Source organism: Microbacterium sp. DMC48 (genome assembly GCF_056313825.1).
On record NZ_JBQUZN010000005.1, the window covers coordinates 128,597 to 154,213 of the forward strand.

20 protein-coding genes are annotated in these 25,617 nt (G+C 70.2%); 15 read left to right on the forward strand and 5 right to left on the reverse strand.

From position 1 onward, the window contains the following. The first annotated feature begins 11 nt into the window (after positions 1-11). Positions 12-1,964, forward strand: a complete 1,953-nt coding sequence (locus ACT53O_RS09680; protein ID WP_036315442.1) for a glycoside hydrolase family 13 protein — start codon at positions 12-14, stop codon at positions 1,962-1,964. A 7-nt stretch (positions 1,965-1,971) separates the two neighbouring features. Here ACT53O_RS09680 and rsmI read toward each other — a convergent pair whose 3' ends face one another. Next, positions 1,972-2,787 carry a 16S rRNA (cytidine(1402)-2'-O)-methyltransferase gene (gene rsmI / locus ACT53O_RS09685; RefSeq protein WP_476152113.1) on the reverse strand — a complete coding sequence of 272 codons (816 nt, stop codon included), beginning with the start codon at positions 2,785-2,787 and terminating at the stop codon, positions 1,972-1,974. Between the two features lie 23 nt (positions 2,788-2,810). Here rsmI and ACT53O_RS09690 point away from each other — a divergent pair, with 23 nt between their 5' ends. After that, a complete protein-coding gene (locus tag ACT53O_RS09690; protein WP_036315453.1) occupies positions 2,811-4,409 on the forward strand; it encodes a dolichyl-phosphate-mannose--protein mannosyltransferase in 1,599 nt (532 codons plus the stop codon). Positions 4,410-4,454: 45 nt separating this feature from the next. After that, positions 4,455-5,519 carry a CobW family GTP-binding protein gene (locus ACT53O_RS09695; protein ID WP_476152115.1) on the forward strand — a complete coding sequence of 355 codons (1,065 nt, stop codon included), beginning with the start codon at positions 4,455-4,457 and terminating at the stop codon, positions 5,517-5,519. A 30-nt stretch (positions 5,520-5,549) separates the two neighbouring features. On the opposite strand, the gene ACT53O_RS09700 is transcribed toward ACT53O_RS09695, so the two are convergent. Next, positions 5,550-6,377: an aldo/keto reductase gene (locus tag ACT53O_RS09700; protein ID WP_476152117.1), complete on the reverse strand. Its 828-nt coding sequence runs from the start codon at positions 6,375-6,377 to the stop codon at positions 5,550-5,552. Between the two features lie 124 nt (positions 6,378-6,501). Between ACT53O_RS09700 and ACT53O_RS09705 the strand changes: the two genes are divergently transcribed. The 5 genes from ACT53O_RS09705 (at position 6,502) to hrpA (ending at position 13,642) form a co-directional block, all read left to right on the forward strand. Next, complete coding sequence (locus ACT53O_RS09705) at positions 6,502-6,927, forward strand: hypothetical protein (RefSeq protein ID WP_036315437.1); 426 nt, start codon at positions 6,502-6,504, stop codon at positions 6,925-6,927. Beyond that, on the forward strand, positions 6,924-8,537 hold the full coding sequence (locus ACT53O_RS09710; protein ID WP_112931114.1) for a hypothetical protein: 1,614 nt from the start codon (positions 6,924-6,926) through the stop codon (positions 8,535-8,537). The genes ACT53O_RS09705 and ACT53O_RS09710 overlap by 4 nt, the downstream gene beginning before the upstream one ends. 131 nt (positions 8,538-8,668) lie before the next feature. After that, positions 8,669-9,022 carry a hypothetical protein gene (locus tag ACT53O_RS09715; RefSeq protein ID WP_036315419.1) on the forward strand — a complete coding sequence of 118 codons (354 nt, stop codon included), beginning with the start codon at positions 8,669-8,671 and terminating at the stop codon, positions 9,020-9,022. A 13-nt stretch (positions 9,023-9,035) separates the two neighbouring features. Continuing rightward, a complete protein-coding gene (locus ACT53O_RS09720; protein ID WP_036315417.1) occupies positions 9,036-9,662 on the forward strand; it encodes a hypothetical protein in 627 nt (208 codons plus the stop codon). A 29-nt stretch (positions 9,663-9,691) separates the two neighbouring features. After that, positions 9,692-13,642: an ATP-dependent RNA helicase HrpA gene (gene hrpA, locus ACT53O_RS09725; protein WP_476152121.1), complete on the forward strand. Its 3,951-nt coding sequence runs from the start codon at positions 9,692-9,694 to the stop codon at positions 13,640-13,642. Between the two features lie 159 nt (positions 13,643-13,801). Here hrpA and ACT53O_RS09730 read toward each other — a convergent pair whose 3' ends face one another. After that, positions 13,802-15,145, reverse strand: coding sequence for a M20/M25/M40 family metallo-hydrolase (locus ACT53O_RS09730; RefSeq protein ID WP_476152123.1), 1,344 nt, complete (start codon positions 15,143-15,145; stop codon positions 13,802-13,804). A 36-nt stretch (positions 15,146-15,181) separates the two neighbouring features. On the opposite strand from ACT53O_RS09730, the gene ACT53O_RS09735 reads away from it, so the two are divergent. Continuing rightward, positions 15,182-16,198 carry a Gfo/Idh/MocA family protein gene (locus ACT53O_RS09735; RefSeq protein WP_476152125.1) on the forward strand — a complete coding sequence of 339 codons (1,017 nt, stop codon included), beginning with the start codon at positions 15,182-15,184 and terminating at the stop codon, positions 16,196-16,198. 1 nt (position 16,199) lies between these two features. Then, positions 16,200-17,105 carry an NYN domain-containing protein gene (locus tag ACT53O_RS09740; protein ID WP_112931110.1) on the forward strand — a complete coding sequence of 302 codons (906 nt, stop codon included), beginning with the start codon at positions 16,200-16,202 and terminating at the stop codon, positions 17,103-17,105. A gap of 27 nt (positions 17,106-17,132) precedes the next feature. Here ACT53O_RS09740 and ACT53O_RS09745 read toward each other — a convergent pair whose 3' ends face one another. Then, the gene (locus ACT53O_RS09745; protein WP_476152127.1) at positions 17,133-18,668 is read right to left on the reverse strand and encodes a CitMHS family transporter; all 1,536 of its coding nucleotides are present in this window, start codon (positions 18,666-18,668) and stop codon (positions 17,133-17,135) included. A gap of 160 nt (positions 18,669-18,828) precedes the next feature. On the opposite strand from ACT53O_RS09745, the gene ACT53O_RS09750 reads away from it, so the two are divergent. The 3 genes from ACT53O_RS09750 (at position 18,829) to ACT53O_RS09760 (ending at position 22,701) form a co-directional block, all read left to right on the forward strand. Continuing rightward, positions 18,829-20,526, forward strand: a complete 1,698-nt coding sequence (locus tag ACT53O_RS09750) for a sensor histidine kinase (RefSeq protein WP_476152618.1) — start codon at positions 18,829-18,831, stop codon at positions 20,524-20,526. Beyond that, positions 20,523-21,179: a response regulator gene (locus ACT53O_RS09755; protein ID WP_476152129.1), complete on the forward strand. Its 657-nt coding sequence runs from the start codon at positions 20,523-20,525 to the stop codon at positions 21,177-21,179. Before ACT53O_RS09750 ends, ACT53O_RS09755 begins: the two co-directional genes overlap by 4 nt. A gap of 139 nt (positions 21,180-21,318) precedes the next feature. Continuing rightward, complete coding sequence (locus ACT53O_RS09760) at positions 21,319-22,701, forward strand: MFS transporter (RefSeq protein ID WP_476152131.1); 1,383 nt, start codon at positions 21,319-21,321, stop codon at positions 22,699-22,701. A 55-nt stretch (positions 22,702-22,756) separates the two neighbouring features. Here the strand turns inward: ACT53O_RS09760 and ACT53O_RS09765 are convergent, their stop codons facing one another. Further along, entirely contained in the window at positions 22,757-23,137 is a 381-nt protein-coding gene (locus ACT53O_RS09765; RefSeq protein ID WP_039412155.1) for a DoxX family protein, read from the reverse strand. Between the two features lie 35 nt (positions 23,138-23,172). Here ACT53O_RS09765 and ACT53O_RS09770 point away from each other — a divergent pair, with 35 nt between their 5' ends. Together ACT53O_RS09770 and ACT53O_RS09775 are read left to right on the forward strand one after the other, a co-directional pair. Continuing rightward, positions 23,173-24,465, forward strand: a complete 1,293-nt coding sequence (locus ACT53O_RS09770) for a DUF4921 family protein (protein WP_476152134.1) — start codon at positions 23,173-23,175, stop codon at positions 24,463-24,465. After that, a complete protein-coding gene (locus tag ACT53O_RS09775; protein WP_476152136.1) occupies positions 24,462-25,589 on the forward strand; it encodes a class I SAM-dependent methyltransferase in 1,128 nt (375 codons plus the stop codon). The genes ACT53O_RS09770 and ACT53O_RS09775 overlap by 4 nt, the downstream gene beginning before the upstream one ends. Positions 25,590-25,617 lie beyond the last annotated feature (28 nt).

The following is a 25,617-nucleotide window of genomic DNA, read 5'->3' on the forward strand; positions in this document are numbered from 1 at the left end:
CGGAGGTTCCCATGATCGATCCCACCTGCCCGCACCACGACGGCTCGCCGTTGTACGTCTCGCACCCCGATCCGGCTCTCGGCGACGAGGTGACCGTCCGCCTCCGCGTGCCCCGCGCCTACGGCGGAGTCGACCGGGTCGTGGTGCGCAGCAACCCCGACCACGAGCCGGCGTGGGTGGAGGCCGAGTGCGACGGCGAACGGGACGGGTGGCACTGGTGGTCGGCGCGGATCGTCGTCGCCAACCCGCGCCACGGCTACCGCTTCCATCTCGTCCGCAGCGACGCGACGGTGCAGATCCTCAACCAGGGCGGGCTCAGCGACGTCGACGTCCTCGACGCGCAGGATTTCGCCCTCGTCGCCGGCAACCCGCCGCCGCCGTGGATGGCCGACACCGTGCTGTACCAGATCTTCCCCGATCGTTTCGCGCGATCGGATGCCGCGGCCGACCGCCCGCTTCCGCAGTGGGCGATCCCCGCAGCCTGGGATGACCCGCTGGATCCCTCCCACCCGGGTCGCAGCCGGCAGCTCTATGGCGGAGACCTCGACGGCGTCGTGGACCGGCTGGACCATCTCGTCGATCTGGGTGTGAACGCGCTGTACCACACGCCGATCTTCCCCGCGGAGTCGAATCACCGATACGACGCCGCCAGTTTCGATCACGTCGACGAACTCCTCGGCGGCGACGACGCCTACCGACGTCTCATCGAGGCAGCGCACGCGCGCGGCATCCGCGTGATCGGCGATCTCACCACCAACCATTCCGGCGTCGCCCATGAGTGGTTCCGCAACGCGTACGGCCGGCCCGACGCGGCGGAAGCCGACTTCTACTACTTCCACGATGCGGCCCACACCACCTACGAGACGTGGCTGGACGCGGCGACGCTGCCGAAATTCGACTGGAACAGCGCCGAACTGCGGCGCCGATTCATCGAGGGGCCAGACTCCGTCGTCGCGCGCTGGCTCGCGCAGCCGTACGGGATCGACGGGTGGCGCATCGACGTCGCCAACATGACCGGTCGACTCGGTGCCGAAGACCTCAATGCCGTCGTGCGCCAAACGGTGCGCCGGACGATGATCGAGGTCTCGCCCGACACGCTCCTGCTCGCCGAGTCGACGAACGATGCCGCCAGCGACCTGCAGGGAGATGCCTGGCACGGCGGCATGACCTACCCGGCGTTCACGCGCGGCGTGTGGTCGTGGCTCGCGGAGCCCCGACGCATCCCTCACCGCGGCTTCGACGGCCGCGTCAGCGATGAGATGTGGTTCTTCGGACTGCCCACCGGGATGCCGCGGTACACCGCGCAGCAGTTCGTGCGCCAGCTCCGGCTCTTCACCAGCCAGATTCCGTGGCGTGTGCAGCGCGGGACGATGTCGGCCCTCGACACCCACGACACCGCCCGGTTCGCCACCTACGCCGCGGCGGAGATGATCCCGCTCGCCGTCGGTCTGTCGATGACGCTGCCCGGCATCCCCGTCGTCTACGCCGGCGACGAGTTCGGGCTCGAGGCCGTGGACGGTGAGATGAGCCGCACCCCTCTCCCCTGGGAGCGCATCGGCGAACCCGAGATCGCCGCCCGCATCGGCCTCTACCGTGAGCTCATCGGCCTTCGTCGCGCGCACGCGGCGCTCTCGACGGGCGGCCTGCGCTGGTTGCACGCGGACGACGATGCGCTCGTGTTCATCCGCGAGAACGCGGACGAGGCGGTGCTGGTCCTCGCCGCTCGTACCGACGTCGAGATCCGTCTCGACATGGCCCTGGTCGGCGCGGCGACGGCCAGGGCCGCGCGCTATGCGGCAGGGACGGTCGAACTCGTCGCGGATGACGGTGCGGTGCGCCTGCACGGCAGAGGAGCGAGCTTCGCCGTCTGGACGCTGCCGGGCGTCACCGCTCCGCCCGCGCGTGCGGAGCGGTCCGTCGCAACGCCGGAGGCCTTCGCGCAGTTGGGCGGTCCCGCCGTCTGAGCGGGCATCACCGCGAGGCGAGCACCGCCTGGTAGAGGTCGCGGCTGGACAAGCCGGTCGCTGCCGCGACCTCGGCAGCGGCGTCCTTCAAACGGACGCCGTCGGCCACGAGGGCCTGCACCTGGGCGACAGCGTCCTCGGCCGACACGTCGCGAGCCGGCGCTCCCCCGACGACGACGACGATCTCGCCGCGGACCCCGTCGCGGGCCCAGTCGGCGAGGGCTGCCAGACCGTCGCGGACGACCTCCTCGTGCAGCTTGGTGAGTTCCCGGCAGACGGCGGCAGGCCGGTCGGCACCGAAGGCGGCGGCCATGGCGTGCAGCGTCTCGGCCAGACGCGACGGCGCTTCGAAGAAGACCATCGTGCGCGGCTCGCTCGACAGCAGAGCGAGAGCGCGTGCACGCTCGCCGGCCTTGCGTGGCAGGAATCCCTCGAAGGTGAAGCGATCGGTGGGCAACCCGGCCACGGCGAGCGCCGTGACCACGGCGCTCGGTCCTGGCAGCGCCGTGACCGCGACGCCCTGTGCGACGGCCTCGGCGACGAGGCCGTACCCCGGATCACTCACGGTCGGCATCCCCGCATCGCTCAGAACGAGCAGGTCCTCCTCGCGCGCACGGGCGACGAGCTCGGCCGCGCGCTGCTTCTCGTTGTGGTCGTGAAGGGCGACCAGCCGCGGACGATTGGCGATGCCCAACCCCTGCAGCAGCCGTTGTGTCATGCGGGTGTCCTCGGCGGCGATGACGCTCGCCTGCTCGAGCGCGGCGACGAGCCGCGCCGACGCGTCGCCCAGATTGCCGATGGGAGTCGCACCGAGGATGATCACCGCTTCAGCTTAGGCTGGTGGCCGTGTCGACCACCGCCGAGCCGATCCCACCGCTGCTGCCACCCGTGCGCCGGTCTGCGTACGACCGTTGGCGCGAGCGCGTCGCGGACGATCCGCGACTCCAGCGGTTGTACGGATGGCTCGCTCCGCTGGCGGTGACGCTGCTCGCCGGCATCCTTCGCTTCTGGAACCTCGGGCATCCGCACGTGCTGGTCTTCGACGAGACCTACTACGTGAAGGACGCGTGGAGCCAGTGGAATCTCGGCTATGCGGCGACCTGGCCCGACGGCGCCGATGCACGATTCGCGGCGGGCGAGACAAATATCTTCACGAGCGATCCGAGCTTCGTCGTCCATCCCCCGCTCGGCAAGTACCTCATCGGCTTCGGCATGTGGCTGTTCGGACCCGACAGCTCCTTCGGCTGGCGAGCCATGACCGCACTGTTCGGCACGGCCCTCGTGCTGCTGCTCTTCCTCGTCGCGAAGACGCTGACGAACTCGACGGTGTTCGCGACCGTCGCCTCCTTCCTCCTCGCGATCGACGGCCTCGGCATCGTCATGAGCCGCGTCGCGCTGCTCGACGTGTTCCTGGCGTTCTTCATCCTGCTGGCGTTCTGGTTCGCCCTTCTCGATCGTCGACGCCACCTCGACCGCCTCGCCGCCGCGATCGTCGCACGCGGGGTGGATGAGGGGCCTCCCGCATGGGGAGTCGTGCTCTGGAACCGTCCGTGGATCATCGCGGCAGGGGCCGCCGCCGGCGCGGCGACAGCGGTGAAGTGGTCGGGGGTCTGGGTGCTCGCGGGCATCGGGCTCTACCTGGTCGTCACCGACGCCCTCGAACGTCGACGACTCGGCATCACCTTCTGGCCGATGGATGCCGTGCGGCAGGGGCTCGCCTCGTTCGTGCTGCTGGTGCCGATCGCCTTCGTCGTGTACCTCGGCTCCTGGAGCGGATGGCTCCTCAGCGACGGCGGCTACGACCGCAAGGTCGCCGAGCTCAGCCCTGCGACGGGCTTCTTCTCCTGGGTGCCGCTTCCCCTGCAGAGCCTGTGGAAGTACCACGAGACCATCTATGCCTCGATGGCCGGTATGACGTCGCCGCACAGCTACTCGAGCGCGGCGTGGGCGTGGCCGTTCCTCTGGCGTCCGACGTCGATGTACGCGTTCTCCAGCCCAGACGGCACGAACGGCTGCTCGGGCGAGAACGGTTGTCTGCAGGTGCTGTACAGCATGCCGAATCCGCTGCTGTGGTACGGCTCGGTCATCGCCGCGCTGTACCTCGTGTACCGCTTCGCCGTCGCTCGCGACTGGCGCTACGCCGTGGTGCTGGTCGGCATCGCGGCCACGTGGCTTCCCTGGTTGATGTACCCCGAGCGCACGGTGTTCCAGTTCTACACGATCGTGATCTGGCCGTTCCTGCTGCTGGCGCTCACCTTCGCGCTGCGGGAGGTCGCCGGCGCGGCCCACGCCCCGCACGAGCGCCGCACGGCCGGGCAGCGGGTCGTCATCGTGTTCCTCGTCGCGGCGGTGGTCTTGTCGGCTTTCTGGTATCCACTGTGGTCGGCGACGCAGGTCCCCTACGACTTCTACCGTCTGCACAACTGGATGCAGGGCTGGGTGTGACAACTATCGAGAATCATTCTCGATAGTATGCGTGCGGGAGGACGAATGCCGCACGCGAACACGGCCGCCGGAGTGGTCGGAACCGCCGCATCGCGCGTGCCCGTCGTCGCCGTGACCGGCCATCTCGGCGCGGGGAAGACGAGCCTCGTCAACCACCTGCTGCGCACGCCCGGCGCCCGCCTCGGAGTGGTCGTGAACGACTTCGGCGTCCTCAACGTCGACGCCGCGCTGGTCACCGGTCAGGTCGACGAGGCCGCCGCGATCTCGGGAGGCTGTGTATGCTGCCTGCCGGATGCGGGGGGACTCGACGACGCGCTCGCACGGTTGGCCGCCCCGCGGTTGCGCCTCGACGCGATCCTCGTGGAGGCGAGCGGCGTCGCAGAACCCGCTGCGCTCGCCCGCCTGATCCGCTTCAGCGGCGTTGCCCGCGTGCGAGCAGGCGGCGTGGTGGACGTGATCGACGCCGTGCACCACTTCGCGACGATCGATGCCGGCGACGACGCGCCGGCGCGCTATGCGACGGCGTCGCTCGTCGTGATCGGCAAGACCGATCTGCTGCCGGCATCCGAGCGGGGATCGACGATCGCGCGGATCAGCACGCGCGTCCGCTCGCGCAATCCCGACGCGCACCTGGTCACCGCCCGTGCCGGCGCGATCGATCCTGTCCTCGTCTTCGACGTGGCCGACCGCGACGACCCGATCGACGAGCTGCCGCTCGCCCCCATCGCGCGCGAGGCGCACCACGGTCCCGGACACGACACGCACGAACACGCCCGATCGGTGTCGATCCCGCTGGTCGCTCCGGTGCCGCCGTCGGCGCTCGTCGACCTCCTCGAGCACCCTCCCCGCGGCGCCTATCGCCTCAAGGGGCGGGTGCGGGTGCGCGGCACCGGCGGCGACCGGGGCTACCTCGTCGAACTCGTCGGCCGATCGATCCACGTGTCCGCACTGCCGTCGCCGCCGGCGACCGGCGAACTCGTCGCCATCGGTGTCGACCTCGACACGGCCGGCGCCGATGCGGCCCTCCGAGCCCTGGCCACCGCGCCGACGGAGCGCGCAGACGCCGCGGGGCTGCGGCGCCTGCGACGCTACCGCCGGCTCAGCGAGTGAACGCCGCGGAGGACGACGGTGACGGTCGGGTCAGTTGACCTCGTCGGGATGGGCGGAGACACGACCCCCGCGCTCGAGCGCGGTGATCGCCACCTGCTCGTCGGCGCTCAGCTCGAAGTCGAACAGGTCGAGGTTCTCGCGGATGCGGTCGGGGTTGTTCGACTTCGGGAAGATGATGTGCCCCTGCTGGATATGCCAGCGCAGCACGACCTGCGCGGGCGTCTTGCCGTGGGCCGCCGCAGCGGCGGCGACGGGCCCCTCGTCGAAGAGCGGGTACTTGCCCTGTCCGAGCGGACCCCACGCCTCGATCAGGATGCCGTGCTCCTTCGCGAACGAGGTGACGTCCGGCTGCTGATAGGCCGGGTGCAGCTCGATCTGGTCGACCGCGGGCGTGACACCCGTGGCCGCGATGATCTCGGACAGGTGCGACGGCAGGTGGTTGGAGACGCCGATGCTGCGGGCCTTGCCCGCCTCCCGGATCTGCACCATCTTCTCCCACGCGTTCACGTAGTTGCCGTGGGCCGGTGCGGGCCAGTGCACGAGGTACAGGTCGACGGCGTCGAGTCCGAGCTTCGCGAGGCTCTCATCGATCGCGGCGAACGGCTGGTCGCCGCCCTGCCGATCGTTCCAGAGCTTCGTGGTGATGAAGAGCTCGTCGCGGGCGATGCCGCTGGCGGCGATGGCCCGCCCGACGCCTTCCTCGTTGCCGTAGATCGCGGCGGTGTCGATGTGCCGGTAGCCGGCCTCGAGGGCGTCGCTGACGATGCGCTCGGTCTGCGCGGGATCGACTTTGAAGACGCCGAAGCCGAGCTGCGGGATGGTGTGTCCGTCGTTGAGGGTGAGGAGGGGAATGCTCATCCGTCCAGCGTAGGCGGGGCGACGGGGGCGGGGCCGGATGCCGCGGCATCCACCGCATGGGTTGTTCTCCCCATCGCGACCCGTCTGCGCCCTCCCGTAGGGTCTGACAGAGGGAGGCGGACACATGAGCGACCTGAAGATCGATGTCGGTGAGGTGCTGGCGAGCGCGTCCAGCGCCGAACGGATCGCGGGAGACTTCTCGGCGGCCGAGCGCATCGCCGACGAGACGGCCGGCTACACGGGGCACGACGGCTTGGCCGGCAAAGTGCGCGACTTCGGCGACAAGTGGGACATCGCCCGCGGAAAGCTGGAGGACAACCTGACGTTCATCGCGGACTACCTCCGCGCCGTCGTCGACACGTTCGAGGACCTCGACACCGACCTCGCCGCGTCCCTCCAGCAGGCGGCGGCGGGCGATCAGACCGCCGCGACCAACCTGAACGACGAGATCGGCAAGAGCACCGCGCCCGCCGCCCCGGCAGCCCCCGCGCCGACGCCGAGCCCGTCACCGGGACCCTCGCCGACTCCGCCCGCAGGAGGTGACCGATGACTCTTCCCGGCAACCCGGAGGCGCTCGCGGAGCGCGCCGCGACGTACGTGTCGTCGGCGAGCCGCATCGAGCGCGCCGCCGACGATCTGCGCAACCTCGCCTACGCCAGCACCGCGCGTTCGCTGGACGCGATCCGCGAGCGCAGCGGACAGGTCGCCGGCGACCTGTCCGAGGCTTATGGCCGCTATGCGGGCACGGCGAACGCCCTCGTGGAGTACGCGGCAGCCCTGCGCGAGGCGCACCGCAAGGCCGACGAGGCCGACGCCAACGAGGCCTACGCCGAGCGGCACGCCGGCAGCGCCGACACGCAGGTATCCGCGTACGACCGTCAGCTCCGTGCCCTCGAGCAGTCCGCGGCGCCGACCGGCAACATCGAGGCCGCGGAGCGTCAGCTCGCCGAGGCGCGCGCCGCCGCCCGGCGCTACGACAACGCCGCGACGGCGGCGCGCGAAGCGCACGAGCAGGCCCGACGCGACATGGAGGCGGCGGCGCAACGCGCGATGTCGCTCATCGACAGCGCCATCGACGCTACCAACGAGGGGTGGCTCGACAAGGTCGGCAACTTCTTCGAGGGTCTCGGATCGTTCTTCGCCGACCTCGGAAAATGGATCGGCGACTTCCTCCAAGATCTGTGGAACGAGCTCCAGCGGCTCGTCGCGACCGTTCTGGCGTTGGTGGGAACCGTCCTGATCCTCGCGTTGGTCTATGCGCTGCTGTCGATGATCCCGTTCATCGGTCCGTTCATCGCGGCCCTCGTCGTCGGCCTGCTCGCAGGGTTTCTCCTCGCCAGCATCCTCTCCGACGTCACCAAGCCCACGCCCGCCGTCAGCAAACGCAACCTCACCGACTCGGAGGTCGACAACTACCGCGGGCAGCCAACCGACCTCGCTCACGCGTTGAAGGAGACCACGCTCGTCGACTCGCTCGGCCACCACACCAAGGATTCCGCCGACGAGACGGTCATCAGTGTGACGAAGGTGGTCGATGCCGACGGCGTCGTGCGCTGGCGCGTCACGCTGCCGAGCACCCAGGAGTGGTTCTCTCGGCTCAACGGCGATCAGGGCGCGGTCAACGATCTGGACAGCAACCTGGCGCTCATGCTCACGCCCTCGCTGCGCTCGCAGTACGAGCGCGCCGTACTCGAAGCGATGAAGCAGGCCGGCGTGGGACCCGACGACCCGGTGATGCTGGTGGGGTTCAGCCAGGGTGGGATCCTCGCCGGAACGCTCGCCGCGTACAACAACGACTACAACTGGGACGCCGTCGTCGTCGCGGGTGCACCGATCGACAGCATGCCCATCCCCTCCACGACCACCGTCGTCTCGGTGCAGCACAATGGGGATCCGGTTCCTCGGCTCGACAGCGTCATCTCGCTCGGCACCGACGGCTACGCTCCCACGGACAGGCCCAACTGGACGACGATCCAGGAGGACTCGCCCCTTGCATCGCAGGGCGTCGGAGGGATCCACTATTCGCCCGCCTACAACTCCACGCTGCAGAACAACATCGGGCAGGTGCCGGCGGCCACGCGCGACGATCTCGACCGATACTTCATCGGCGATGAGAATGCGTATGGTTACGAAGAGAGCTACTACACGTGGAAGGAGTGACGATGATCGCGGGAGCCTCAGCTCGCCGATTCGCTAGTGTTCTCGTCGCTCTGCTCGCCGTGGGCGCTTCAACGGGATGCTCCTCTCTCTTCGATGCCCCCCAGTCCGCCCCGACCCCCTTGGAGAGTAGCGTGGACGCTTTTCAGCCCGTGTACGACGCGATCGCGACATCCGACCCGCGCGTCGAGCGCGCGAGCACCGTCACCACGAGCCTCTCGGGAGCCGCCCGCCAGCTCACGGTCGTCATCCGCATCACCGGGAGCGAGCCGGTCTCGACCCAGACGCTGACCGCCGTTCTGATCGCGGTGAGAGACTCCGCCCACGGCGATGCCGACATGCTCGATCTCGTCGCCCGAGACGCCTCCAACCCGAAGCAGATCCTCGATCTGTCCGACGCCATCCGAGGCCTGCCCTCTGGGCTGTCCACGGTCTGGATCGACGGCGGCCTCGTGGTGCCGATGAGCGATCTTGCCGCGCTCGGCTGACGCGCCGCGTTCCATGAGCACCACGCACGAGCCCGAGCTCGCCTTCCGGCTGCTCGGCACATGGTGGCAGGTCGCCCTCGACTCCGACGACGCCGCCCGCACATCGGCCGCGGAGGTCGCACGTGGCACGCTCGGCACTGCCGACGAGAACGCCACGCCTCGGCGCCGAATGCGCGACGACCTCGTCGAGGCCGCACGGGCCGCGCGCGAGGCGCACGGGCGGTTGCTGCTGCTGCAGACGGAGCTCGGCCCCGGGGAGCCGATGTCGGCGATGCTGACACTCTTCGACGACGACCGGTTCCGGATGAGCCCCGCCATCGGCACGAACCCCGAGCGCGTGCTCGCCGTGCTCGAAGAGTCCCTGCCGACGATCGCTCCCGAGATGGCGGGCACGGCGGTGCGGCGTCCGTTCGCGGACGGCGAGGTGGTCCGCGCGCATCGCATCGACGAGTCGGTCGAGGTCGAGAACGGCGAAGCTTTCACGCAGCGCCGCCTCGTCGCCCACTACTGGTACCCCGTCCCGGACTCGAAGAAGCTCGCTCTCGTGGTGCTCTCGAGCCCGCTCGGCGACATTCCGAACGTGCTGCTGACCTATTTCGACGCGATCGTGGAAGTGTCGGGGTTCCGCCCGAGCGCCTGATCGCCCCGAGCGCAATACGATGGAGGGCTATGCCTTCCCCCACGCCCGTGATCTCCTACCCGCCGGAGCTGCCCGTCAGCGCCGCGCGCGACGAGATCGCGCGCGCGATCCGGGATCATCAGGTCGTGATCGTGGCCGGCGCGACCGGGTCGGGCAAGACCACGCAGCTGCCGAAGATCTGCCTGGAGCTCGGGCGCACGAAGATCGCGCACACCCAGCCGCGACGCATCGCCGCGCGCACCATCGCGGAGCGCATCGCCGAGGAGCTGCAGGTGCCGCTCGGCGGTGCCGTCGGCTACAAGGTGCGTTTCACCGATCAGGTGTCGGAGGACACCCAGATCGCGCTCGTGACCGACGGCATCCTCCTCAACGAGATCCACCGCGACCGCCTGCTGCGCCGCTATGACACGATCATCATCGACGAGGCCCACGAGCGATCGCTGAACATCGACTTCCTCCTCGGCTACCTCGCACGCATCCTGCCCGAGCGCCCCGATCTGAAGCTCGTCATCACCTCGGCGACGATCGATCCTGAGAGCTTCGCGAGACACTTCGCGGATGCCGGGGGCACACCCGCGCCGATCGTCGAGGTGTCCGGCCGCACCTACCCGGTCGAGATCCGCTACCGCCCGGGTGCGGCCGACTCCGACAGCCCGCGCGACGGCGACCGTGACGAGGTCGACACGCTGACGGCCGCTCTGCGGGAGCTCGACCGCGAAGCGAACGGCGATGTCCTCGTCTTCCTCCCCGGCGAGGCGGAGATCCGCGACGCGATGGATGCCGTCCGCGGCATGTACGCGAAGGATGCGCGCCCCACGGAGGTCCTCCCCCTCTACGGTCGGCTCTCCGCCGCCGAACAGCACCGCGTGTTCGAGCCCTCGGCCGTTGCCGGCGTGCGTCGGCGCGTGATCCTGGCGACCAACGTTGCCGAGACGAGTCTCACGGTTCCCGGCATCCGCTACGTGATCGATGCGGGTACGGCCCGCATCTCACGCTACAGTGCACGCTCGAAGGTGCAGCGTCTGCCGATCGAGGCGGTGTCGCAGGCGTCGGCCCAGCAGCGTTCCGGACGAGCCGGGCGCACCTCGAACGGCATCGCGATCCGCCTCTACAGCGAGGACGACTTCCTCGCACGCCCGGAATACACCGAGCCCGAGATCCTCCGTACCTCCCTCGCGTCCGTCATCCTGCAGATGCTCGCGCTCGGATTCGGCGACATCGAGGACTTCCCCTTCCTCACGAAGCCGGACAGCCGCGGGGTCAAAGCCGCGTTCGACCTGCTGACCGAGCTGCGGGCCGTCTCGCCGTCACGGCGGCTGACCTCCCTCGGCCGCGAGATCGCACGCCTGCCGATCGACCCCCGCTTCGCGCGGATGCTCATCGAGGCGCGCCGTCTGGAGGTGCTCCCCGACGTGCTCGCGATCGTCGCCGGACTGTCGATCCAGGACGTCCGCGAACGCCCGTCGGCCGAAGACCCCGCGGCGAGAGAGCAGGCCGACCGCCTCCACGCGCGCTTCGCCGATCCGACGAGCGACTTCCTCACCCTCCTCAACCTTTGGAACCACCTGCAGGAACAGCAGCGCGACCTCGGCTCCAGCGCCTTCCGACGCCTGTGCCGCAGCGAGTTCCTCAACTACGTGCGGGTGCGCGAGTGGGCCGACGTGCATCGGCAGCTGCGCCAGCTGATGGGCGCGAAGACCCGTTCGACCTCCGACGGCGCGGCGGCCGACCCCGCGCGCGTGCACCGGGCGATCCTGTCGGGTCTGCTCTCGCACATCGGCATCCTCGACACCCGCTCGCTGACACCGGCGAAGAACGGCGCGGCGAAGGGCGGCGGAAACGACCGTCGCAAGCAGATCGCGACCTACCGCGGAGCGCGGGGCGCGAATTTCGCCATCTTCCCCGGATCGGGTCTGCGCAAGGCGAGCCCCGATGCGGTCATGGCGGCCGAGCTGGTCGAGACCTCACGGCTGTTCGCCCGCACCGTGGCGGCGATCGATCCCGCGTGGGCCGAGGAGCTCGCCGGCGATCTCGCCCACCGTCAGCTCAGCGACCCGCACTGGTCGAAGGATGCCGGTGCCGCCGTCGCCGCCGAGAAGGTCACGCTCTTCGGGGTGGAGATCATCCCGCGCCGGCGCGTGCAGCTGGCCCGCATCGACCGTCCGCTCGCGCGGGAGCTGTTCATCCGGCACGCGCTCGTCGACGGCGACTGGAACAGCCAGCACCTCGACAAGCGTCTGACCGCATTCGAACGCCGCAACCTGGAGCTGCGGCGCCGCCTGGAGAAGGTGGAGGAGCGCGAACGCCGCCGCGACATCCTCGTCGGCGACGAGGCCGTCTTCACGTTCTACGACGCGCGCGTGCCGCACGACGTGTTCGATGTGCGCTCGTTCGAGACGTGGTGGCGCGAGGCCTCGCCGCGCTCACCGCACCTTCTCGACATGACCGAGGCCGACCTCCGCGATGACGCGTCGGGGGCGGATGAGCGCGCCTTCCCCGGTCGTTGGCAGCAGGGCGACCAGGTGCTCTCGCTCGCGTATCGTTTCGAACCCGGAAGTCCCGAGGACGGCGTCAGCGTGGTCGTGCCGCTTCCGCTGCTGGCGGCGCTGCGCCCCGACGGTTTCGACTGGCAGGTGCCGGGATTGCGGGCGGAGCTGATGACGGCACTGTTGAAAGCGCTGCCGAAGGCGATCCGCCGGCACGTGGTGCCGGCCGCGGACTGGGCGGCGAAGCTCGGCGAGGACGTGGCATCGGCCGGTCCTGAGCACCACGACGGATTGCCGCCCCAGACGCTGCGCAGCGCGCTGGCCGCCCGCATCCAGCGCGTGGCGAACCAGCCCGTGACGGCCGACGACTTCGACCTCGAGCGGGTGCCCGCGCACCTGCTGATGACGTTCCGGGCCGTCGATCACCGGGGACGCACCGTCGGCACCTCCCGCGACCTCGCCGACCTGCAGAGCCGCCTCGCCGGCCGCGCCCGCGAGCAGGTCGCCCGCACCCTCACGCGCGAGCAGCAACCCGCCGGGCGCGTCGCGCGCGCCTCCGGCATGCTGCCGTCGGGGACGCGCTCCCCCGGCGCGTCGGCAGCGGCATCCGCACCCGGCGCGCCGCAGATCGTCGAGCGCAGCGGCATTCTGACGTGGGACCTCGGCACACTCCCCGAGGTCGTCGACACGAAGGTCGCCGGCGGCGTCGTGCGGGGCTACCCCGCGCTCGTGGACGAGAAGGATGCCGTGGCGCTGCGCATCGAGTCCACGCCCGAACGGGCCGCGCGCCTCACGCACGCGGGGGTTCGTCGCCTGCTGCTGCTCGCCGTGCCCTCGCCGAGCGCCTACGTGCTCGAGCATCTGACCGCTGCGGAGAAGCTCTCTCTCGCGGCGTCACCGTACCCGTCCGCGAAGGCGCTCATCGAGGATGCGCGCGTGGCCGTCGCCGATGCGGTGATGGCGCGCGTCGCCCCGGGCGGCGTCCGCACACCCGAGCAGTTCGCCGTCGTCCGCGACGCGCTGTCGACGGCCGTGGTGGACGAGCTGTTCCAGGCGGTGTCGCTGACCGCACGCATCCTGACGCTGCAGCGCGGCGTCGAGCGTGCCGTGAAGGCGCAGAACGCGATGACACTGCTCGCCGCACTCGGCGATGTCAAGGCGCAGCTGAGCGCGCTGATCTATCCCGGGTTCGTCTCGCGCACGGGCCTCGATCGGCTGCGTCATCTTCCCCGCTACCTGCAGGGCGCCCTGGAGCGGGTGCGGACCCTCGCCGACAATCCCGGCCGCGATCGCCAGCGTCTCACCGAGTTCGAACGCGCGGCTGCGCTCTACGCGGAGGCCGGCGGTGCGCTTCCCCTGGCGGCCGACGCTCCCGCTCCGATCGCACACGCGCGCTGGCTGCTCGAGGAGTATCGCGTGAGCGTGTTCGCCCAGGCGCTCGGCACCGCCGAGCCCGTCTCGCTCCCCCGCATCGCGAAAGCGCTCTCCGCGTGACCCCACCCGCCGTGCGCGTCCCGATCCCCGCGGAGCGTGTCCCCATTCCCGCGGAGCGTGTCCCGGTCCCCGCGGAGCGTGTCCCGGTTCCCGCTGGGTGAGAGCGCTCCCAACAGCACAGAGTGGGACATGCAGCGGGAGAGGCGGGCGCAGTAAGCGTCAGCTGGCTCGGATGAGGGCGCGATAGAAGCGGATGCCGTTGCGCCACGACCCGACGCGGATGCGCTCGTTGTGGGCGTGCAGCGCGTCGCGCTCGGCCCGCGTGAGGTGGAAGGGCGTGAAGCGGTAGACGTGCGAGCTGATCACCGTGAACCAGCGACTGTCGCTCGCCCCGAGTTGGATGTACGGCGTGGTCACGACCTCGGCTCCGAGGGCGTCATGAACCGCGGTCGCGATGCGCTGCCACGGCTCACCGCGCCAAGGTGACACCGGCGACGGATCCGACCCGTGGCGCACCTCGATCTCGACGGCGGGGTCGGCCACGACGCGGCGGATCCGCGCGGTCGCCGAGGCGACGGTGTCGCCGGTGAGGAGGCGGATGTTGATCGAGGCACGCGCCGTGGTCGCGAGCACGTTCTCGCCCGGAGCCCCCGACAGCTCGGTCGCGACGGCGGTCGTCCGCACCATCGCGTTCAGTTCCGGTCCGAGGCGCGCGAACACCCGTGCGGCCAACGGGGCCACCGCGGCGAGGTGCGAGAAGAGAGTGCGAAGCGGCTGTGAGGTGTGGGGGGCCAGTGTCGCGAACAGGGCGCGCACCGGCGGGACGATGCGGGCCGGGAACGGATGGCGCTGCACGCGGTCGATGGCGCGGGCGAGCCGGGCGGTGGCGGGGAAGGCGGGCGGTGTGGACGCATGGCCTCCCCCCTCGCGCGCAGTCAGCCGCAGCGTCAGGACGCCCCGCTCGGCGACGCCGACCATCGCCGTCGGCACCGCGACCCCCGGCACCGCACCGTCCACGACCGCGCCGCCTTCATCGAGCACCAGGCCCGGCGTGACCCCGCGCTCGCGCAGCAGCGCCACGATCGCACGCGCGCCGCCGCCGGCCGTTTCCTCGTTGTGGCCGAAGGCGAGGTAGACATCGCGCGTCGGCGCGTAGCCCTCCGCGGCGAGTTCCTCCACCGCCTCCATGATCGCCACGAGGGCGCCCTTGTCGTCGATGGCGCCGCGCGCGTGGATCTCGGCATCGACACCTTCACCGATTACCTCGGCCCCGAACGGCGGGTGGTCCCATTCCTCTTCGACGACGGGGACGACGTCCATGTGGGCCATGAGCACGAGCGGATCCGCCGCGCTCTGCCGGCCGGACCAGCGGAACAGCAGGGAGTAGCCGTCGACGACCTCACGCTCGAGAGCGGCATGCGCGGTCGGATACAGACGCGCCAGCGTGTCGATGAAGCGCGTGAACGCATCCGCGTCCACGAGGCTCTCGTCCGCGTGCGAGACGGTCGGAATCTGCAGCAGCTCACGGAATCGGGCGATCGACGCCTCGGTGTCGGCACTCACGGCTCGAGCCTACGCGCGCGCGGCTAGGCTCGTCGCATGACCGACAACGCCCCCGGCACGAGTGTGCCGACCGCGCCCATCCGCTGGGGAATCCTCGCCACGGGCGGCATCGCCCACGCCTTCACGAAGGACCTGCGGACGGCGGGGCTCACCGTCACCGCCGTCGGATCGCGCCGCCCGGAGTCGGCGCGTGCGTTCGCCGGCGCGTACGACATCCCTCACGCGCACGGGTCGTACGAAGAGCTCGTCGCCGACCCCGACGTCGATATCGTGTACGTCGCTTCCCCGCACAGTCATCACCGAGAGCACGCGATCCTCGCCCTGGAGGCCGGCAAGCACGTTCTCATCGAGAAGGCCGTGACCCTGGATGCCGACGAGGCCATCGCGATCCGTGACATCGCCGCGGGGCGCGGGCTGTTGGCGATGGAGGCGATGTGGACCCGGTACCTGCCGCATATGATCCGCATCCGCGAACTCATCGCCGACGGCGCCCTGGGCGAGCTGCGCACGGTCATCGCCGACCACACGCAGTCGCTGCCCACCGATCCGGCGCATCGGCTGAACGCTCTCGGACTGGGCGGCGGTGCCCTCTTGGACCTCGGCATCTACCCCGTCTCCTTCGCGTGGGACGTGCTCGGACCGATGACCGACATCCGCGCGGTGGGCCGCCTCGGCGACACCGGAGCCGACACCGAGGTCGCGATCGCCGCCGTCCACGCGGGCGGTGCGATCTCGTCGATCGCGACGAGCTCGCGCGCCGCCGGTCCGAACACCGCCCACGTGATCGGCACGAACGCCCGGATCGACATCGATCGCGTCTGGTACGAGCCCACCTCGTTCCGGGTCACCGCGACCGACGGCACCCTGATCGAGGATTACCGCAGCGAGGTCGACGGCCGCGGTATGCAGTTCCAAGCCCTCGCCGCCGAGCGCTTGCTGCGCTCCGGTCGCACCGACAGCGACCTGCTGCCGTTCGCGGAGTCGATCGCGATCATGCACGCGCTCGACGACGTGCGGGGCCAGCTCGGCGTGACCTACCCGAAGGAGCGCTGACATGGTCGAGCTGCAGGGCAACCGCGTCGCCGTCTACCTCGACTTCGACAACATCGTCATGAGTTGGTACGACCGCGTGCACGGGCGCAACTCCTACGCCGCCGACCGCCAGAAGATCATCGCCGACCCCGATGCCCCCGAGATCGCCCAGCGCCTGAAGGAAGCCACGATCGATGTCGGGGCGATCATCGACTACGCGGCGTCCTTCGGCACTCTCGTGCTCACGCGTGCCTACGCCGACTGGTCGTCGCCGGTCAACGCGTTGTACCGTTCGCAGCTGGTCGCGCGCGCCGTCGACCTCGTGCAGCTGTTCCCCGCGGCGGCCTACGCGAAGAACGGTGCCGACATCCGTCTGGCCGTCGACACCGTCGAGGACATGTTCCGCCTGCCCGACCTCACCCACGTCGTGATCGTCGCCGGCGACAGCGACTACGTGCCGCTCGCGCAGCGGTGCAAGCGTCTGGGTCGCGTCGTGGTGGGTGTCGGCGTGGCCGGCTCGACGGCCAAGTCGCTCGCGGCCGCATGCGATCAGTTCGACTCGTACGATTCGCTGCCCGGAGTGGTGCTGCCGGCGTCCGCCGCGACCCAGAAGAAGGCGGATGCCGCCGCCACGGCGGGCCCGTCATCGTCGCGTCGACGCAAGAAGACCGAGGACCCGACGGCGGAGCTTCTGCGGCGTGCCCTGCGCCTGGAGCAGGAGCGCACCGACGACGAGTGGGTGCACCTCTCGGCGGTGAAGAACCTGCTCAAGCGCATGGATCCGTCCTTCAGCGAGAAGGCCCTGGGCCACCGGTCCTTCTCCGACTTCGTCAAGGCCTACCCCGGCGTCGCCGACATCGACGAGACGACGAACATCGTGCGCGTGCGTCCGCACTCCAGCGACGACGGCGCGGCCGACGGAAGCTGATGCCCGTCGGCCGCGCCGCGACCGCCCTCAGGCGGCGAGCGGGATCACGCCCACCAGCACGCCGACGGCGAGCATCGCCAGTGAGACCAGCGCGGCCCGCCACAGCACCTTCTTGTGGTGATCGCCGAGATTGACGTTCGCCAGCGACACCAGCAGCAGGATCGCGGGAACGAGCGGGCTCTGCAGATGGACGGGCTGCCCGGTGATGGAGGCGCGTGCCATCTCGACGGGCGCGATGCCGAAGTGCGAGGCGCTTTCGGCCAGCACCGGCAGGATGCCGAAGTAGAACGCATCGTTCGACATGAAGAACGTGAACGGGATCGACAGCACGCCCGTGATGACCGCAAGGAAGGGGCCCATCTCGGCGGGGATCACCGCGGTGATCCAGGACGCCATCGCCGTCACCATCCCGGTGCCGTTGAGGACGCCGACCAGCACGCCGGCGGCGAGGACCATCGATACGACCCCGACGATCGAGGGCGCGTGGGCGACGATCTCGTCGGCCTGGCCTTTGAGCTTCGGGAAGTTCACGATCAGTGCGATCGCCGCACCGACCATGAAGACGAACGCCAGCGGGAACAGGTCGAGCACCAGCAGCACCATGACGGCGACGGTCAGCGCGAGGTTGAACCAGATCAGACGCGGGCGCAGCGTGGGCCGATTCGGGTCGAGCATGGTGTCGGCCATGGCGGTGTCGGCGGCATCCACCAGCGCGGTGGCGGCGACCGCACCGCGGGCTCCCCGCACGGTGACGATGTTGCCGGTGCGCAGCGTCGCGGCAGCACCGGGCTTCGGCTCGGCGCCGCGGAACAGTCGGGGCGCGCCGAAGATGCCGTCGCCGCGGGTCGACTCGATGCGGGTGGTGTCGATCGACCCGGCGAGACGGCGACGCTCGCCGAGCCCGAGGAACCAGGCGAAGCCCAACGAGATCACCAGACCCGTCGCGAGCGACGGGAGCATGGGCACGAAGATGTCCGTCGGCTGCAGCGAAAGGGCGGATGCCGCGCGCACGGTGGGACCGCCCCACGGCACGATGTTGAGCGTGCCGTTCATGAGTCCGGCGACACACGTGAGCACCACGGGGCTCATGCCGAGACGCAGATAGATCGGCAGCATCGCCGAGGTCGTGATGATGAACGTCGTCGAGCCGTCACCGTCCAGCGACACCGCACCGGCGAGCAGCGCGGTGCCCAGCACCACCTTCGCGGGGTCGTCGCCGAGCACGCGGGTGATCAGACGGATGAGCGGGTCGAACAGGCCGACGTCGATCATGATCCCGAAGTACATGATCGCGAACATGAGCAGGGCGGCGGTGGGTGCCATGGACTTGATCGCGTCGATGACCATGTCGCCCAGACCGAAGCCGGCGCCGGCGAACAGGCCGAAGATCGTCGGCACCACGATCAAGGCGACCATGGGGGTCAGTCGGCGCGTCATGATCAGCGCCATGAACGTGAGCACCATCGTGAACCCGAGCACGACCAGCACGCCGTCCGACGGCGTGAACGCCAGGTCGTAGCCCTCATCGGCCGCGGCCGCGAGTGACGTGAGAACAGGGGGCATCTCGACTCCTTCGTCTGCGGTCGACGCGCCTCGTCGACCGGATTCCGCGACTCTAGGGATCTCGCCCCGCCCGCGCGCGCTATCTCTCATTGCGTGGACTTCTGCGCGCAACGCGAGTTCAGCGCATTATGCTCACCAGATGAGGTTCGCGACGCGGGTGATGCTCGTGCAACTGACCACGGTGATCGCGGTCGTCGCCGTGTGCGTTCTCGTCTTTGTACTTCTGGGCGTCCAGCAGCTGCGGGCAGCGGCCGAGACCTCCGCGCTGAACATCGCCCGCACGATCGCCGTCGACCCGCAGGTGCGCGCCGAGGTCACCGAGATCAGCGCCGATCCCGGCACACCCCGCGGCGCGGATCTGTCGGGCGGTCCGCTGCAGGAACTGGCCGCCGATGTCACCGCGCACACCGGCACCCTCTTCGTCGTGATCACCGACGACCACGGCATCCGTCTGGCGCATCCCGATCCCGCGCTGCTCGGCCGGCCCGTCAGCACCGACTTCCGCGAGGTGCTCGCCGGCAACGAGGTCGTGACATGGCAGCAGGGCACGCTCGGCGTCTCGGCGCGTGCAAAGGTGCCCATCTGGCCCCCGGGCGCCGACGGCACCCACCCCGCGGGTGCCGCCCCGGTCGGCGAGGTGAGCGTGGGCTTCGAACCCTCCAGCGTGTTCGACGACCTGCCGGCGCTGCTCGGCGGCATCGCCGCAGCGGCCGGCGCCGGCGTGCTGCTGGCAGCGATCGCCGCGATCGTGCTGCGACGACGGTGGGAGCGGCTCACGCTGGGTCTGCAGCCGGAAGAGCTCGTCGCCCTGGTGCAGAACCAGGCCGCCGTCCTCGACGGCGTCGGCGACGGGGTCGTGGCGCTGGACGACCGCGGCGTCGTGCGCCTCTGCAACGATGCGGCGCGGCGGATGCTGCACCTCGACGACCCCGCGGGCACGACGTTGGAGCAGCTGGGCGTCGCCCCTGCGATCGTCACCGCGGCTCGAGACGGCACCGCGAGTGAGGCGGTGGTCGTGGGCGACCGGGTGCTCTATGCCGACGCGCAGCCCGTGCGTCACGCCGGGCGGAACCTCGGCACCGTGCTGATCGTCCGCGATCGCACGGACGTCGCTGCGCTCAGCGAACGGCTGGACACCGTGCGGGCCATGACCGGGGCACTGCGTGTGCAGCGGCATGAGTTCGCGAACCGCCTCCACGTCGCCGTCGGCATGCTCGACGCCGACCGCCCGGGCGAGGCTCGCGAGTTCCTCGGCGAGCAGCTGCATCGCGGGCCCGTCGACTACCCGGTCGAGAACATCGATCGCATCGGCGACGGCCTGCTGCACGCCCTCATCGGCGCGCACGGTCTCGAGGCGGGAGAGCGCGGCGTACGGGTCTCCGTCGACCCGGAGTCGCTGCTGTTGGCGCACCTGGTCGAGGTGGAGGATGTGGCCGCCGTGCTCGGCAACCTCGTCGACAACGCGATCCGAGCCGCCGTCGAAGGGCCTGCGCCGCGCCGCGTCGAGATCGGATGCTTCGGCGACGGGCACGATCTGGTCCTCACCGTCGCCGACTCCGGCGCCGGTGTGGACGTCGAAGTGGACGCCGAAGCGGATCTCTTCTCGCGCGGGCGTCGACCCGCTCCCGATACCGACCGGGTGCACGGACTCGGCGTCGGCCTTCCCTTGTCGCGCGAGCTGGCGCGCCGCCGTGGGGGCGACGTCTGGCTCATCGAGGCCGCGGGAACGTCCGCGCTCACGGGGGCGGTGTTCGGTGCCCGGTTGTGCGGCGTTCTGGGAGATGCCCTCGGCGATGGCTCCTCCGACGCCGGACCCGTACCCGATCGATTCATCGACCGAAGGGATCCCCCCTCATGACCACTCCCCTTCGCGTCCTCGTCGTCGATGACGACTTCCGCGTCGCCGGGCTGCATCGCGAGATCGTGGCCGACCGTCCCGGCTACCACGCCCTCGCACCGGTGCGCACGCTGGCCGACGCGACCGCCGCCGTCCGCACAGAACACCCCGATCTTCTGCTCGTCGACGCGTACCTGCCCGACGGCGACGGGATCGCATTCGTCCGCGAGAACCCGATCGACGCCTTCGTGCTCTCGGCCGCGACCGACGCGCTGACGGTGCGCCGCGCCCTGCGCGCCGGAGCGCTCGGCTACCTCGTGAAGCCGTTCGAGCGGCGCGCCCTCGTGGAGGTCCTCGATCGCTACGCGCGCTTTCGCAACGTGCTCGACGAGGAGCGCAGCGTGTCGCAGGACGAGATCGATCGAGCGCTCGGCATCCTGCACGCGGGCGGCGACACGTCGTCAGTGTCACGATCGGCGACCGAGCAGGTGATCCTGGGCGCGCTCGGCGACGACGAGTCCTCGGCGGCGGAGATCGCCGACCGGGCGGGTGTCTCGCGCGCCACTGCGCAGCGCCACCTCGCGACGTTGGCGACCCGCGGGATCGTGGACGTGCGTTTGCGCTACGGCACCACGGGGCGTCCCGAGCACCGGTACGTGCGTCGACGCGCATAGCGGAGCCTGCGTGCGCCCGTCGGTGCACGCGTGCACAGGCACTGTGCAGCGCTGAACCTTGTACCTGAATCACTTTTCAGGTAGCGTCCACGGCGCGGCATCCCTCGTCGCATCGCGCTCTACAAGGAGGTATCAGCGCATGGTTTCAGCGACCGCTTCGCACCGCACGCCCCCGCAGTCCGGTCTCCGCCGCGTCGTCAGCGCCTCGATGGCCGGCACGATCGTCGAGTGGTACGAGTTCTTCCTCTACGCCACCGCGGCCACGCTCGTGTTCAACCTGATCATGTTCCCGCCGTCCGACGATCCGTATGCGGGCATCATCGCGGCATTCGTCACGTATGCGGTCGGGTTCGTCGCCCGCCCCCTCGGCGGCATCGTCTTCGGTCACTTCGGCGACAAGTACGGTCGCAAGAAGCTGCTGCAGCTGGCCATCGTCCTCGTCGGGGTGGCGACCTTCCTCATGGGGTGCCTGCCGACCTTCCAGCAGGTGGGCTACTGGGCACCGGCGCTGCTGGTGCTGCTGCGCTTCGCCCAGGGCTTCGCCGTCGGTGGCGAATGGGGCGGCGGCGTGCTGCTGGTGGCCGAGCACTCCCCCGACAGGACCCGCGGCTTCTGGGCATCCTTCCCCCAGGCGGCCGTGCCGATTGGCAACCTCGTCGCGACTGTCGTGCTGCTCGTGCTCAGCCGCACCCTCTCCGCCGAGGCGTTCCTCGCCTGGGGCTGGCGCGTCGGCTTCTGGCTGTCGGTGGTGATCGTGGCGATCGGCTACTACATCCGCACCAAGATCAGCGATGCGCCGATCTTCCTGGAGGCGCAGAAAGAGGCGGAGGAGCAGAAGCACGATCGCTACGGTGTGTTCGAGGTCGTCCGCCGCTACCCGCGCGGCGTGCTCACCGCGATGGGCCTGCGCTTCGCGGAGAACATCATGTACTACCTCGTGGTCACCTTCTCGATCACGTACCTGAAGATCGCGTTGGACGTGAACACCGCCGATATCCTCGGCATGCTGGTGATCGCGCACATCGTCCACATGATCGTCATCCCGCTGGTCGGGGCTCTCGCCGACCGCATCGGCCGAAAGCCGGTGTACGCGATCGGCACGGTCGGAGCAGCGGCGTGGGGCTTCATCGCCTTTCCCATGTTCAACACGAAAGAGCCCGCGATCATCATCCTGGCGATCTGCCTGGGCCTGGTGATCCACTCGTTCATGTACGCGCCCCAGCCGGCGATCATGTCGGAGATGTTCCCGACGCGCATGCGCTACTCGGGCGTCTCGCTCGGCTACCAGGTGACGTCCATCGTCGCCGGCTCACTCGCGCCGATCATCGCGACAGCGCTGCTGTCGGCCTCGGGCAGTTACATCCCCGTCGCGCTGTATTTGGCGGTCGCCGCCGCCATCACCCTGATCGCCGTCGTCTCGATGCGCGAGACCAAGGGCAGCTCCCTGCACGATCTCGACCGCGTGGATCGCGAACGCCTGGTCGCCGAGACGGGCACGGTGCGGGTGCAGCCCACGCGCTGAGCACGTGAAAGGGAGGGGGTGGATGCCGCGGCATCCACCCCCTCCCTCTGTCGTCTCAATCTCGGGTCGCGAGCAGGGCCCAGGCGACCAGCAGCGGCTGGAAGAGCAGGCGCGTCAGGCGAGCAGCGTCGCTGTCCAGGCCGAAGGCCGGGCGCCGATCCATGGCCTGCGCGAGGTTGCCGGGGAAGATCGCGATGAAGAACGCGGCGAGGAGGGAACCGACGCGCCTGCGCTCCTTCGGCAGCACGATCAGAGCAGCTCCGAGCATGATCTCCACCGCGCCGGACGCGACCACCACGCCGTCCTTGTCGATCGGCAGGACATCGGTGACGAGGTCGGGGACCTGCGCCTGGAACTCCCGACGAGCCCAGAACAGGTGGGACAGGCCGGCGAACATCATGCCGGCGGCCAAGAGCCATCGCGCGAAGGTCTTCATGAGGCCAGTATGCTCCGCCTCGATAGGCTGGAGGCATGAGCGACGGAGCACCACGAGCGATCCGGCGCCTGCCCGACGGCACCGTCAAGCAGATCGGCCCCCTCACCGGCACGCGGGTCTGGACGGTTCCGGGTCGGGCGAACCGCCCCCTCAGCGCACCCCGCGAGGATGTGCACCGTCTCGGGCCCGGTGAGGACCGCCGTCTGTGTGCGTTCTGCGTGGATCGCTACCTCGAGACGACGCCCGAGAAGGCCCGACTGATCGGCCCGCGCTTCGAGGAGGTGCGCCGGGTGCCGGCCCACGCGCTGAACGACTCCGTCGCCGAGTTCCGCCGCTTCGGCAACCTGTTCGAGATCGTGTCGGCGGAGTACTGGCGAGAGAACCACGGCTACCGGCAACCGACCGGCATCGTGCAGTGGGCCGAGGAGTATCTGTCCGATCCCGTGGGACGCGTGCACATGGAGAAGCTCGCCGAGATCCGCGCCAGCGCGGCCGGTGCCGAGACCAGCCTCGAAGAAGCGGCGTTGGACCTGCTCGGCGGCTCCCACGACGTGGTCGTCGCCCGTCGTCATGTGGTCGACGGTGCGAGCACGGATGCCGAGCTGGCGTCGGCGGGAACGCTGAGCCCCGACGAGCATGCGGCCTACGTCGCCTTCACCGTGCAGGCACTGGCCGAGATCCAGGCCGCCCAACCCCACGCCGCGTACGTGAGCGTCTTCCAGAACTGGCTGCGTCCGGCGGGCGCCTCGTTCGAGCACCTGCACAAGCAGCTCGTCGCGATCGATGATCACGGACCGCAGGTCGATCACGAGCTGCGCCTGCTGTCCCACGACCGCGGGCTGTACCAGCATGAGATCGCCGATCTCGCGGTGTCGGAGGGTCTCGTCGTCGCAGCGACGGACGGCGCCGTCGCCTTCGCGGGCGTCGGGCACCGCTACCCGGCGTTCGAGATCTTCTCGACGTCGGCGGCGAACCTGCCGCAGGAGCACACGGACGCCGAGACCCGCGCCGTGTCCGACCTGCTGCACGCGCTGCACGCCGCGACCGGCGTGCACGTGCCGACCAATGAAGAGTGGCACTATCGTCCGCCGGGCGCGCCGTGGCCCATGCCCTGGCGAGTGGTGCTCAAGTGGCGCATCTCCACGCCGGCCGGCTTCGAAGGCGGCACGAAGATCTACGTCAACACGATCGATCCGTGGGAGCTGCGCCGGCGCACCGTGGCGGGATTGCAGGAGCTGCGCGAGGCGGGACGGCTCGCCGACGGCATCCGCATCGGCGATGAGTGCACACCAGCCGACGCGGTCCTGCGTTACGCGGAGGGGTCGTGAGCCTGCCGTTCGAGCGGCTTCGGCGCGCGCCCGACGTCGAGGGCGAGGGTCTCGGTGCGGTGGATGCCGCAGACCGCCTGATCCTCGACGAATCGGCCGCGGTGCGCACCGGCGCCCGCGCCGGTGAGATCGCCGTCGTCGGCGACGCCTACGGCGCCCTCGCCCTCGGAGCGGCCCACGACGGCGCCTCCGCGGTGCGCGTGCACCAGGACGCCGTCCTGGGTGAGAGGGCGCTGCTCTCCAACGCCGTCACGCTGGGACTGGCCGAGCAGATCTCCTCCGGCCCGCTGGACGCGGCTCTGGTCGCCGGCGCGCGCGTCGTGCTGATGCGCCTGCCGCGCTCTCTGGACGCGCTGCGCGATGTCGCCGGACTGATCGCGGCGCACGCGAGATCCGATGTCACCGTGGTGGCCGGGGGCCGCATCAAGCACATGAGCGTCGCGATGAACGACGTGCTGCGCGCGTTCTTCACGACGGTCGATGTCACTCACGCCCGCCAGAAGTCTCGGGCGCTGATCGCCCGAGGCCCGCACGACGGTCGCGACCCGGTGCCCGCCGCCGCGCGCGTCGACGACGTGGAGGTGCGCGCCTTCGGCGGGGTCTTCGCGGGCGCACGCCTGGACATCGGCACGCGGGCGCTGCTGAGCGCGCTCGACGCCGCACCCCGCCCTCCCGGGGGCGGCAGCGCCGAGGACCCTTGGATCGATCTCGCCTGCGGCACCGGCATCGTGGGCGCGTGGCTCGCGCGGCGGCATCCGTCCGCGCACGTGTACGCGAGCGATCAGTCGGCAGCGGCGGTCGCCTCGGCTACGGCGACCGTGGCAGCGAACGCACTGAGCGATCGGGTCCGCGTCGCGCGCGCGGACGGTCTGGAGGAACGCGCCGCCGCGAGCGCGTCGTTCATCGCCCTGAATCCCCCGTTTCATTCCGGTGCCGCACTGACCACGACGATCGCGGAGCGCCTGTTCGCCGACGCCGCACGGGTTCTCGCGCCCGGCGGGCAGCTGTGGTGCGTGTGGAACTCGCCGCTTCGATATCGCGCCACGCTCGAGCGCGTGGTGGGGCCGACGCATCAGGTCTTCCGCGATCCGAAGTTCACGGTGACGGTGTCGACGAAGCGGTGAGCCGGCCCCGCCCCGAGCCTCGCCTGCC

Bases quoted from the DNA above. Each gene is read 5' to 3' on its own strand.
- ACT53O_RS09680 (WP_036315442.1), top strand. From the start codon at position 12: ATGATCGATCCCACCTGCCCGCACCACGACGGCTCGCCGTTGTACGTC.
- ACT53O_RS09695 (WP_476152115.1), top strand. From the start codon at position 4,455: ATGCCGCACGCGAACACGGCCGCCGGAGTGGTCGGAACCGCCGCATCG.
- ACT53O_RS09700 (WP_476152117.1), bottom strand. From the start codon at position 6,377: ATGAGCATTCCCCTCCTCACCCTCAACGACGGACACACCATCCCGCAG.
- ACT53O_RS09705 (WP_036315437.1), top strand. From the start codon at position 6,502: ATGAGCGACCTGAAGATCGATGTCGGTGAGGTGCTGGCGAGCGCGTCC.
- ACT53O_RS09710 (WP_112931114.1), top strand. From the start codon at position 6,924: ATGACTCTTCCCGGCAACCCGGAGGCGCTCGCGGAGCGCGCCGCGACG.
- ACT53O_RS09720 (WP_036315417.1), top strand. From the start codon at position 9,036: ATGAGCACCACGCACGAGCCCGAGCTCGCCTTCCGGCTGCTCGGCACA.
- hrpA (WP_476152121.1), top strand. From the start codon at position 9,692: ATGCCTTCCCCCACGCCCGTGATCTCCTACCCGCCGGAGCTGCCCGTC.
- ACT53O_RS09735 (WP_476152125.1), top strand. From the start codon at position 15,182: ATGACCGACAACGCCCCCGGCACGAGTGTGCCGACCGCGCCCATCCGC.
- ACT53O_RS09740 (WP_112931110.1), top strand. From the start codon at position 16,200: ATGGTCGAGCTGCAGGGCAACCGCGTCGCCGTCTACCTCGACTTCGAC.
- ACT53O_RS09745 (WP_476152127.1), bottom strand. From the start codon at position 18,668: ATGCCCCCTGTTCTCACGTCACTCGCGGCCGCGGCCGATGAGGGCTAC.
- ACT53O_RS09750 (WP_476152618.1), top strand. From the start codon at position 18,829: ATGCTCGTGCAACTGACCACGGTGATCGCGGTCGTCGCCGTGTGCGTT.
- ACT53O_RS09755 (WP_476152129.1), top strand. From the start codon at position 20,523: ATGACCACTCCCCTTCGCGTCCTCGTCGTCGATGACGACTTCCGCGTC.
- ACT53O_RS09760 (WP_476152131.1), top strand. From the start codon at position 21,319: ATGGTTTCAGCGACCGCTTCGCACCGCACGCCCCCGCAGTCCGGTCTC.
- ACT53O_RS09765 (WP_039412155.1), bottom strand. From the start codon at position 23,137: ATGAAGACCTTCGCGCGATGGCTCTTGGCCGCCGGCATGATGTTCGCC.
- ACT53O_RS09770 (WP_476152134.1), top strand. From the start codon at position 23,173: ATGAGCGACGGAGCACCACGAGCGATCCGGCGCCTGCCCGACGGCACC.